We start from the raw sequence: 9963 nt of genomic DNA on the forward strand, positions 1-9963 counted from the left end.
GACGTCCGCCGGGCCGCCGCCCGCCAGGACCTCGACGGACTCGCGGACCTCGAGCGCGTTGCCCGCGGTGAGGCCGAGCGGGGTGGACATGTCGGTGAGGAGGGCGACCGTCTTCACGCCGTGGTCGGTGCCGAGGCCCACCATGGTGGAGGCCAGCTCACGGGCGTCGTCCAGGGTCTTCATGAAGGCGCCGGAGCCCACCTTCACGTCCAGGACCAGGGAGCCGGTGCCCTCGGCGATCTTCTTCGACATGATCGAGGACGCGATCAGCGGGATCGCCTCCACCGTGCCGGTCACGTCGCGCAGGGCGTACAGCTTCTTGTCCGCCGGAGCCAGGCCGTCGCCCGCCGCGCAGATCACCGCGCCTACGCCGTCCAGCACCGACAGCATCTCCTCGTTGGAGAGCAGCGCGCGCCAGCCGGGGATGGACTCCAGCTTGTCCAGGGTGCCGCCGGTGTGGCCGAGGCCGCGCCCGGAGAGCTGCGGCACGGCCGCGCCGCAGGCGGCGACCAGCGGGGCCAGCGGGAGCGTGATCTTGTCGCCGACGCCGCCCGTGGAGTGCTTGTCGGCGGTCGGCCGGGACAGCGAGGAGAAGTCCATCCGCTCGCCGGAGGCGATCATCGCCGCGGTCCAGCGGGCGATCTCCCGGCGGTCCATCCCGTTGAGCAGGATCGCCATGTTGAGGGCGGCCATCTGGTAGTCGGCGACCTCGCCGCGGGTGTACGCGTCGATGACCCAGTCGATCTGCTCGTCGGTCAGTGCGGCGCGGTCCCGCTTGCTGCGGATGACGGAGATGGCGTCCATGGCCAGGGAGTTCCTTCCGGGAGGTGCAGATGTGCGGCCCCCCTGCGCGCAGAGCGGGCAGGGGGGCCGCACGGACTTACTTGGTGAGATGGTCCGGGCCGAAGGCCTGCGGAAGCATCTCGGAGAGCGGGAGGACGCCCTCGGGGGTGTCCAGCAGCAGCGAGGGCCCGCCGAACTCGTACAGGAGCTGGCGGCAGCGGCCGCACGGCACGAGGAGGGCGCCGGTGCCGTCCACACAGGTGAAGTGTGTCAGCCGCCCGCCGCCGGTGCGCTGGAGGTGCGAGACCAGCCCGCACTCGGCGCACAGGCCGATCCCGTAGGAGGCGTTCTCCACGTTGCAGCCGGTGACCGTGCGCCCGTCGTCGACCTGGGCGGCCACGCCGACCGGGTAACCCGAGTAGGGGGCGTAGGCGTGGGCCATGGCCTCGCGGGCCTCGGCGCGCAGCGCCTCCCAGTCGAAAGCGGTGGTCACTTGCCCTGCCCCTTCCGGTACCGCATGCCGTCCGCCTTCGGCATCCGCAGCCGCTGCGCGGACAGCGACAGCACCAGCAGCGTGACGACGTACGGGGTGGCGCCGACGAAGTCGCTCGGGACCTCGTCGGTGAACAGGTACCAGGCCAGGACCAGTACGGCCATGACCGCGCTGATCACGCCCTGCCAGAGCGCCTTGCGGTACAGCTTCCAGCCCGCGAGGGCGGCGAGCAGCACGACCAGCAGGAGCAGCAGGGCGTGCACGGTGACACCGCCGTTGCGGAGCTGGAGGGCGTCGGAGTAGCCGAACAGGGCGGCGCCCATGGCCAGGCCACCGGGCCGCCAGTTGCCGAAGATCATCGCCGCGAGGCCGATGTAACCGCGGCCGCCGGTCTGGCCCTCCAGGTACGTGTGCGAGGTGACCAGCGCGAGGAAGGCGCCGCCGAGGCCGGCGAGACCGCCGGAGATGGCGACGGCCGCGTACTTGTACTGGTACACGTTCACGCCGAGCGACTCCGCCGCGACCGGGTTCTCGCCGCAGGAGCGCAGGCGCAGGCCGAACGAGGTCCGCCACAGCACCCACCAGCTGCCCACGAAGAGCAGCACGGCGAGGATCGTCACCACGGACACGTCGGTGACGATACCGCCGAGAATGCCCGCGATGTCGGAGATGAGGAACCAGTGGTGTTGCTCGACCGAGTGCAGCGCGCCGGAGAGGCCGGGCACGGTGATGTCGGTGAGGGAGTCGACCGGCGGGGACTGCTTGGGGTTGCCGCCCGCCTCGGCGGCCTTGCCGCCGGCGAAGAAGAGCTTGGCGAGGTACTGCGTGGCGCCCAGCGCGAGCAGGTTGATCGCCACACCGGAGACGATGTGGTCGACCCCGAAGGTCACCGTGGCGACCGCGTGCACCAGTCCACCGAGGACACCGAAGCCGATGCCGCACAGCAGGCCGAGCCAGGGGCTGGACTGCCAGCCGATCCAGCCCGCGCCGAAGGTGCCGAGGATCATCATGCCCTCGAGGCCGATGTTGACCACGCCGGCCCGCTCGGACCACAGACCGGCCAGACCGGCGAGGCCGATCGGCACGGCGAGCCCGAGGGCGGCGTTGACCTGGCCCTCGGAGGTGAGCTGGTTGGCCCCGGTGATCAGGCGCACGACGGCGATGAGCAGCAGGGCACCGGCGACGATCAGGAAGAGCCGGGTGGTGGAGCGGCCCGGGCGCTTGTCGGCGCTGCCCGGGGCCTTGGGCGCCGCGGGCGGCGGCGCGTCCGTCATCGTGGCGGTCATCACGCCACCTCCTGCATCTCGGTCGGCTTGGCGGCCTGGGCGGCGAGTTCGGCACCGACCCGCTGCTGCTGGCGCTTGAGGCCGTAGCGGCGGACGACCTCGTAGGCGATCACGACGCACAGGACGATGACGCCCTGGATCACGCCGAGGATCTCCTTGTCGTAGCCCTGGAACTCCAGGTGGTTGGTGGTGCGCTCCAGGAAGCCCCACAGCAGGGCGCCGAGCGCGATGCCCACCGGGTTGTTACGGCCCAGCAGCGCGATGGCGATGCCGGTGAAGCCGATGCCCGCCGGGAAGCTGTTGTCGTACTGGTGGCCCTCGTTCAGCAGCGTCGGCATGCCGATGAGACCGGCCACCGCGCCGGAGATGATCATGCTGGTGGCGATCATCTTCTTGACGCTGACACCGCTCGCGGCAGCGGCCGACTCGGACTGGCCCACCGTGCGCAGGTCGTAGCCGAAGCGGGTGCGGCCCAGGATGAACCAGTACGCCACACCGACGGCCACGGCGAGCACGAGAAGGCTGTCGAGGACGCCGGCCGGGCCGGTGTCGATGTTCGGCAGGAAGGACGAGGAGGGCAGCGGCTTGGTGGAGACCAGGGTGCCGCCGTCGTCGAGCTGGCCGAGCTTGCCCGGCTGGAGGAGGTAGCCGATGATCGCGGTCGCGATCGAGTTCAGCATGATCGTCGCGATGACCTCGCTGACGCCCCGGGTCACCTTGAGGACGCCCGCGATGGCCGCCCACAGGGCGCCGGTGCCCATGGCGCACAGGATGATCACCGGGACGGCGAGCCAGCCCGGCACGGTGAGCACGCCGCCGACGGCGGCGGCCACGAACGCGGCGAGGCGGTACTGGCCGTCGACACCGATGTTGAACAGGTTCATCCGGAAGCCGATGGCCACCGCGACACCCGCGAGGTAGTACGTCGTCGCCTTGTTCAGGATGTAGACCTGGCTGTCGCTGGCGAAGCCGTAGGTCACCATGTCGCTGAACGCGGCGCCCGGGTTCTTGCCGGTCGCGAGGATCACCAGCGTGGTGACCAGCAGCGCGGCGACCACCGCGAGCAGCGGCGCGGCTATGCCGAGGAACAGCCGCTCCTTGTCGATCCGTGAGGTCAGCTTGTTCATCGGTCGGCGTCCTCTGTGTGCTCCAGGTGGCCGGAGGCGGCACCGGTCATGGCGGAGCCCAGCTCCTCGGGGGTGATCGTCGCGGGGTCGGCGTCGGCGACCAGGCGGCCGCGGAACATCACCCGCAGGGTGTCGGAGAGGCCGATCAGCTCGTCCAGGTCGGCGGAGATCAGCAGCACCGCCAGACCCGCGCGGCGGGCCTCGCGGATGTAGTCCCAGATGGCCGCCTGCGCGCCGACGTCCACACCGCGGGTGGGGTGGGCGGCGATGAGCAGCTTGGGGTCGTGGCTCATCTCGCGGCCGACGATCAGCTTCTGCTGGTTGCCACCGGACAGCGAGGCCGCGGTCACGTCGATGCCGGGCGTGCGCACGTCGTAGTCGGCGACGATCCGCTCGGTGTCCGCGCGGGCGGCCTTCAGGTCGAGCAGGCCCCGGCGGGAGTTGGGGCGCTCGGTGACGTGGCCGAGGATGCGGTTCTCCCACAGCGGCGCTTCCAGGAGCAGGCCGTGGCGGTGGCGGTCCTCGGGGATGTAGCCGATGCCGGCCTCGCGGCGGCGGCGGGTGGGCGCGGCGGAGACGTCCTCGCCGTCGAGCACGACGACGCCGGCGTCCAGGGTGCGCATGCCCATGATCGCCTCGACCAGCTCGGACTGGCCGTTGCCCTCCACGCCCGCGATGCCGAGGACTTCGCCCTTGTGGATGGTGAGGGAGACCTCGCCGAGGATGATCCGCTCCACGCCGTCCAGGTCCTTCTGGGCCAGGTGCAGCCCGGAGACCTCCAGCATGGGCACGTCCGTGACCGTGGACTCCTCGGTCTCGGGCGTGGGCAGTTCGCTGCCGACCATCAGCTCGGCGAGCTGCCTGGGCGTCGTGGTGCTCGGTTCGGCGGTGCCGACGGTGGTGCCGCGCCGGATGACGGTGATCTCGTCGGCCACCGACAGCACCTCGCCCAGCTTGTGCGAGATGAAGATGACGGTGAGGCCCTCGGCCTTCAGCTCGCGCAGGTTGTCGAAGAGGGCGTCGACCTCCTGGGGCACGAGGACCGCGGTGGGCTCGTCGAGGATCAGGGTCTTGGCGCCCCGGTAGAGGACCTTGAGGATCTCCACGCGCTGGCGGTCGGCGACGCCCAGCGCCTCGACGAGGACGTCGGGGCGGACGTTCAGGCCGTACGCGTCGGAGATCTCCTTGATCTTGGCGCGCGCCTTGCCTCCGATGCCGTACAGCTTCTCGGCGCCGAGGACGACGTTCTCCAGGACGGTGAGGTTGTCGGCGAGCATGAAGTGCTGGTGCACCATGCCGATGCCGCGCGCGATGGCGTCACCGGGGTTGTGCAGGACGACCTGTTCGCCGGCCACGGTGATGGTGCCCTCGTCCGGCTGCTGCATGCCGTAGAGGATCTTCATCAGGGTGGACTTGCCGGCGCCGTTCTCGCCGCACAGGGCATGAACCGTGCCGGTGCGGACCGTGATGTCGATGTCGCGGTTGGCGACGACGCCGGGGAAACGCTTGGTGATGCCGCGCAGTTCGACGGCAGCGGGAGGGCTGGACGCGTTGATGGCGCACTCTCCTCGGGGAAAGGGGCTGCGTTGGGGAGGGAGGGCAGGCGTCGGCGACGCTAGCGCGGCAACTCGGTACTACACGCGTAGAGTTGACACATTGTTATGGCCCGGCGGGAGGCGAGAGGCGCCCCCACGCCGAGCCATGGTCCTGGGCGGACCGGTCAGATCACGGGGTGGTCTTGACCTTGACGGAGCCGTCGACGATCTTCTTCTTCGCGGCGTCCAGCTTGGGCTGGATGTCGTCGATGAAGCCGCCGCTCGTGGCCAGCGAAACGCCGTTCTTGGCCAGCGAGTAGACGTTGTTGCCGGTCAGCGGCTTGCCGTCGTGGACGGACTTGATGAAGTCGTAGACGCCGACGTCGACGTTCTTGACGACCGAGGTCAGGATCGAGCTCTTGTACTTGGCCAGACCCGGGATGTTGTACTGGTCCGAGTCGACGCCGATCGCCCAGGCGCCCTTCTTGCCGTTGACGGCCTCGATGGCACCGTTGCCGGAGGAGCCGGCCGCCGAGTAGACGATGTCGGCGCCGTTGTCCAGCATGCCCTGCGCGGCTTCCTTGCCCTTGTCGGGGCTGGCGAAACCGGAGGTGTCCGAGCCGTGGCTCAGGTACTGGACGTCGACCTTGATCTTCGGGTTGGTGTCCTTGACGCCCTGGGCGTAGCCCGCCTGGAACTTCTTGATCAGCGGGACGTCGACGCCGCCGATGAAGCCGACGTGCTTGGTCTTGGTCTTCAGCGCCGCGGCGACACCGGCCAGGTACGAGCCCTGCTCCTCGGTGAAGGTGATGCTGTCGGCGTTCTTGGCCTTCACGACCGAGTCGACGATGCCGAAGCTGGTCTTCGGGTACTTCGCGGCGACCTTGTCCACGGAGGTGGCGTAGGCGTAACCGACGGCGACGATCGGGTTGTAGCCCGCGTCGGCCAGGTCGGACAGGCGCTGCTCGCGGTCGGCCTCGGTGTCGCTCGACTTGGCGGTCAGCTCCTTGACCGAGCCGCCGAACTCCTTGGACGCCTTGTCCGTGCCGCGCGCGGCGGAGTCGTTGAAGGAGTGGTCACCACGGCCGCCGACATCGAAGGCGAGACCGATCTTGACACCCTTGCCGTCACCGGAGGAGGAGGACGACTTGTCGTTCTCGGAGGAGGTGCTGCCACAGGCCGTGGCAGAAAGGGCGAGAGCTGCGGTGGCTATACACGCAGCGGAAAGCTTGGCTACCCGGCGCACGGGAAGGCTCCTTCACCTGACCTGAGCGCCACCATGGCGCTTGGTGGGAGCGTCTGACGACGCCCCGGCCGAGACGCCCCGTCGGCGTCGGCTCGCGGCATCGTAACGCGCGTAGATGTCAGAAAAACACCTCTCGCGCAGCCGTTATCGAACCGAGGCAAACGGCACCTGAACTCGATCTACCGAGCCTCGGGCCGCCATGTTTCGGGGCGGATACGAATGGCCTGCGGATGCGTTGCGCGAACGGCCCCCGCGTGTCACGCGGGGGCCGTGGCGGGTCCTGCCGGGCGCCTCTCAGACCTCGGGGCACTCCATCAGGGCGGCCGCGGTGAAGAGTTCGACGCCGACCGTGATCGCGTTCTCGTCGGCGTCGAAGTCGCCCTGGTGCAGATCGCGTACGGTCCGCTCACCGGGGCGGCGGACGCCGAGGCGGGCCATGGCGCCGGGGACGTGCTCCAGGTACCAGGAGAAGTCCTCGCCGCCGAGGCTCTGCTCGGTGCTCTCCACCGAGTCCAGCCCGCAGCGGGCGACCATCGCGCGGCGCAGCAGCTCGGCGGACTCCCGGTCGTTGACCACCGGCGGCACCCCGCGCACGTAGGTGATCTCCGACTTGGCGCCGTGCAGGGCGGCGACCTCGTCGATGGCGGCGTGCACGATGTCGGGCGCGTCCCGCCACGCGTCCAGGTCCAGGCAGCGGACGGTGCCGGAGAGTTCGGCGTGCTGCGGGATGACGTTGGCCGCGTGGCCCGACTCGATACGGCCCCAGGTCAGGGCGAGTCCGCTGCGGGTGTCGACCCGGCGGGCGATCAGCGCGGGCACGTCGGTGGCGACGCGGGCGGCGGCGGTGACCAGGTCGGTGGTCAGGTGCGGCCGGGCGGTGTGGCCGCCGGGGCCGTCCAGGGCCACGTCGAGCCGGTCGCAGGCGCTGGTGATCGGGCCGTGCCTCAGGCCGATCCGGCCGCACTCCACCCTGGGGTCGCAGTGCAGGGCGAGGATGCGGCCGACGCCTTCGAGGGCGCCGTCGGCGATGGCGGTGAGGGCGCCGCCGGGGAGCTGCTCCTCGGCGGGCTGGAAGATCAGCCGCACCGGGCGGCACAGCAGGCCCTGCGCGTGCAGCGCGGCGAGGACCAGGCCGGCGCCGAGCACGACGGTGGTGTGCACGTCGTGGCCGCAGGCGTGGGCACGGTCGGGCACGGTGGACCGGTACGCGCAGTCCTTGGTGTCCGGGATGGGCAGCGCGTCGATGTCCGCGCGCAGGGCCAGCAGCGGTACGCCGGAGCGCTCGCCCTCGGTGTGCCCGATGTCGCAGATGAGCCCGGTTCCGGTGACCAGGACGCGGGGCGCGAGCCCGGCCCGCTCCAGCCGCTCCTTGATCGCGGCGGTGGTGCGGAACTCCTGGTTGCCCAGCTCGGGGTGCATGTGCAGGTCGCGGCGGAAGGCTACGAGCTCGGCGTGCAGTGAGTCGCTGAGCGCGCCGGGGAGCACAGCACCGGGGAGGTCGGCCACGGTCTCTCGGGTCATCAATCGGTTCACCCTCTGAAGGGTAGGACGCCCGGACGGTCAACTGACCCTCGATCAACAAAAGTTCAGCCCGTTGGAGGGAAGAAAAATTGACCGGCGGACGCATGGCGGCGGACTGGGTTGGGTAAAACCTTTCTTTCTCCCTCCACGGATACCACGCCCGCCGCCCCGGCGCTCGGTTTGTCCATGGACCGGACCCGCGCGGCGCGGCGGCGCCGGTAGGGTGCGGCGGCGTGACCGACAGCACCGCGGACTTCCTGCACACCACCCGCTCGTCCTACGACGCGTTCGCCAAGGAGTACGCCGAACGCTTCCCCTCGGGCCTCCCCCATCCCCTGGACCGCTCCCTGATCAGCGCCTTCGCCGAGCTGGTGAAGGAGAACGCCCCGGCTCCGGTGGCCGACCTGGGCAGCGGGCCGGGGTTCGTCACCGCCCTGCTGGACAGCCTGGGGGTGCCGGTGTTCGGGGTGGACCTCTCCCCCGCGATGGTGGCACTGGCCCGTGAGGCCCATCCGCGTCTGCGCTTCCACGTCGGCTCGATGACCGCGCTGGACCTCCCGGACGCCACCCTCGGCGGCATCCTGGCCCTGTACTCGACGATCCACGTCCCGGACGACACCCTTCCGCGCGCCTTCGCCGAGTTCCACCGCACGCTGCGCCCCGGCGCGCCGGTCCTGCTGGCCTTCCAGACCGGCGAGGCCGACCACCTGCACCTGACGGAACGCTTCGGGTACGAGATCGACCTGCACTACTACCTGCGCTCCCCCGCGGCGATCACCGCCGGCCTCACGGAGGCGGGCCTGACCCCAGTCGCGTCCGTGGTCCGCGAGCCCCAGGGCGAGGAGGCGCGGGCGCGGGGGTTCGTACTGGCGCGGAAGGACTGACCTCTCAGGTCCCCGGCACCACCGTGGTGAGCCGGTGCGTGTCGCGGGCCGTGCCCGTCACCCCCGACAGGAAGCCCTGGGCGCGAGGCGAGGCGTGGGCGGTGAGCCAGGCGGGGTCTATGTCGCAGACGGCGACGCGGACACCGGTGCCCTTGAGGGCGAGGGGCAGGGTGTGGACGACCGTGGAGGGGAAGCTCAGCACGGTGCTGCCGATCGGGCCCCGGCGGGCGATCAGCTCCAGGGGGAGGTCGGGGCGGACGATCTCCAGGCCGGTCTCGACGGCCAGCCGGTGCAGCTTCGGGGTGCTCTCGCGGCGGTGGGCGAAGTACCGGGTGGCGCCGTGGGCCTTCGCCAGGGCCTGGACGGCCGCGAGGTAACGGTCGGCGTCGACGACGCCGGTCTCCACCAGGGAGGTGCCGACCAGGTCGGCGCTCTTCGTCACTCGGGGCGGGCCGAAGCGGGCGCAGGTCCAGGCGAACTCGTTGGCGGTGACCGTGACGCCGTCCGGGGTCTCGGTCACCGGCATCGCGGAGAAGACCTCCACCCGCCGGCCGCCGCTCGGGGTGAGCCGGCGCCGGGCGGTGGCGGAGACCGGGGCGAAGAGCAGGTCACGGGGGCCGGGCGGGCCGCCCTTGCGGTGCCAGCGCACCAGACGTTCCCCGCGGGCCAGCTGGGCGACGAACTCCATGGTGGCGGTGCCGTCGTCCACCACGACCAGCTCGGGCGCCCGGGTGATGGTGAGCAGAAGCTGTACGTAGCGGGAGAAGGGGTCGCCCATGACGATCCGGGCGGCCCGCCGGAGCGCCCCGGTCAGCGCGCCGACGGTCTGGAAGGGGGCGCTCGCGCCGCCCCGCGCCTCCTCCCAGCGCACCTCGTACCCCTCGTCCCGGGCCAGGTCGGCCATGCGGCGCAGCTGGCCCCGGGTCATGGGGTCGGTGGGGGCCAGCACGACGAGCGTCAGCTCCGCCCCGGCCCCCTCGCGCGCCGGCACCCCGGCCGCGTGGGCCCACTCCAGTACGTTCAGCAGTTGCACCGGGCTCTCCACGAAGGCGAGCGTGCGGGCAGGGAGGCCGGGGTGTCCGGCGCGA

The 9963-nt window shown here is 71.0% G+C and carries 9 protein-coding genes; 1 reads left to right on the forward strand and 8 read right to left on the reverse strand.

All coding sequences use genetic code 11. The features are described 5' to 3' along the window. The 7 genes from CCN33_RS23630 to CCN33_RS23660 all read right to left on the reverse strand — a co-directional run. Positions 1-810, reverse strand: an 810-nt coding sequence (locus CCN33_RS23630) for a thymidine phosphorylase (protein ID WP_086695524.1), incomplete at its 3' end; no start/stop codon positions are given. A 70-nt stretch (positions 811-880) separates the two neighbouring features. Beyond that, positions 881-1276, reverse strand: coding sequence for a cytidine deaminase (locus CCN33_RS23635; RefSeq protein WP_086695517.1), 396 nt, complete (start codon positions 1274-1276; stop codon positions 881-883). Next, on the reverse strand, positions 1273-2562 hold the full coding sequence (locus CCN33_RS23640) for an ABC transporter permease (RefSeq protein WP_086695518.1): 1290 nt from the start codon (positions 2560-2562) through the stop codon (positions 1273-1275). The genes CCN33_RS23635 and CCN33_RS23640 overlap by 4 nt, the downstream gene beginning before the upstream one ends. After that, positions 2562-3689, reverse strand: coding sequence for an ABC transporter permease (locus tag CCN33_RS23645; RefSeq protein WP_086695519.1), 1128 nt, complete (start codon positions 3687-3689; stop codon positions 2562-2564). The genes CCN33_RS23640 and CCN33_RS23645 overlap by 1 nt, the downstream gene beginning before the upstream one ends. Then, on the reverse strand, positions 3686-5212 hold the full coding sequence (locus CCN33_RS23650; protein WP_391750410.1) for an ABC transporter ATP-binding protein: 1527 nt from the start codon (positions 5210-5212) through the stop codon (positions 3686-3688). The genes CCN33_RS23645 and CCN33_RS23650 overlap by 4 nt, the downstream gene beginning before the upstream one ends. Before the next feature lie 202 nt (positions 5213-5414). Continuing rightward, positions 5415-6470: a BMP family lipoprotein gene (locus CCN33_RS23655; RefSeq protein WP_086695521.1), complete on the reverse strand. Its 1056-nt coding sequence runs from the start codon at positions 6468-6470 to the stop codon at positions 5415-5417. A 294-nt stretch (positions 6471-6764) separates the two neighbouring features. Then, positions 6765-7991 (reverse strand): M20 family metallopeptidase, encoded by a 1227-nt coding sequence (locus tag CCN33_RS23660; RefSeq protein WP_086695522.1) that lies wholly within the window; start codon positions 7989-7991, stop codon positions 6765-6767. 233 nt (positions 7992-8224) lie between these two features. Here CCN33_RS23660 and CCN33_RS23665 point away from each other — a divergent pair, with 233 nt between their 5' ends. Continuing rightward, positions 8225-8875, forward strand: a complete 651-nt coding sequence (locus tag CCN33_RS23665) for a class I SAM-dependent DNA methyltransferase (RefSeq protein WP_086695523.1) — start codon at positions 8225-8227, stop codon at positions 8873-8875. Between the two features lie 4 nt (positions 8876-8879). Here CCN33_RS23665 and CCN33_RS23670 read toward each other — a convergent pair. Beyond that, positions 8880-9963 (reverse strand): hypothetical protein (locus CCN33_RS23670; RefSeq protein WP_086695525.1); only part of this gene is annotated, 1084 nt, incomplete at its 5' end.

The sequence above is a fragment of the Streptomyces recifensis genome (assembly GCF_002154615.1).
GTDB lineage: Bacteria > Actinomycetota > Actinomycetes > Streptomycetales > Streptomycetaceae > Streptomyces > Streptomyces griseoluteus.

Excerpts from the sequence above, each read along its gene's own strand:
- CCN33_RS23640 (WP_086695518.1), bottom strand. The coding sequence starts at position 2,562 with ATGACCGCCACGATGACGGACGCGCCGCCGCCCGCGGCGCCCAAGGCC.
- CCN33_RS23645 (WP_086695519.1), bottom strand. The coding sequence starts at position 3,689 with ATGAACAAGCTGACCTCACGGATCGACAAGGAGCGGCTGTTCCTCGGC.
- CCN33_RS23660 (WP_086695522.1), bottom strand. The coding sequence starts at position 7,991 with ATGACCCGAGAGACCGTGGCCGACCTCCCCGGTGCTGTGCTCCCCGGC.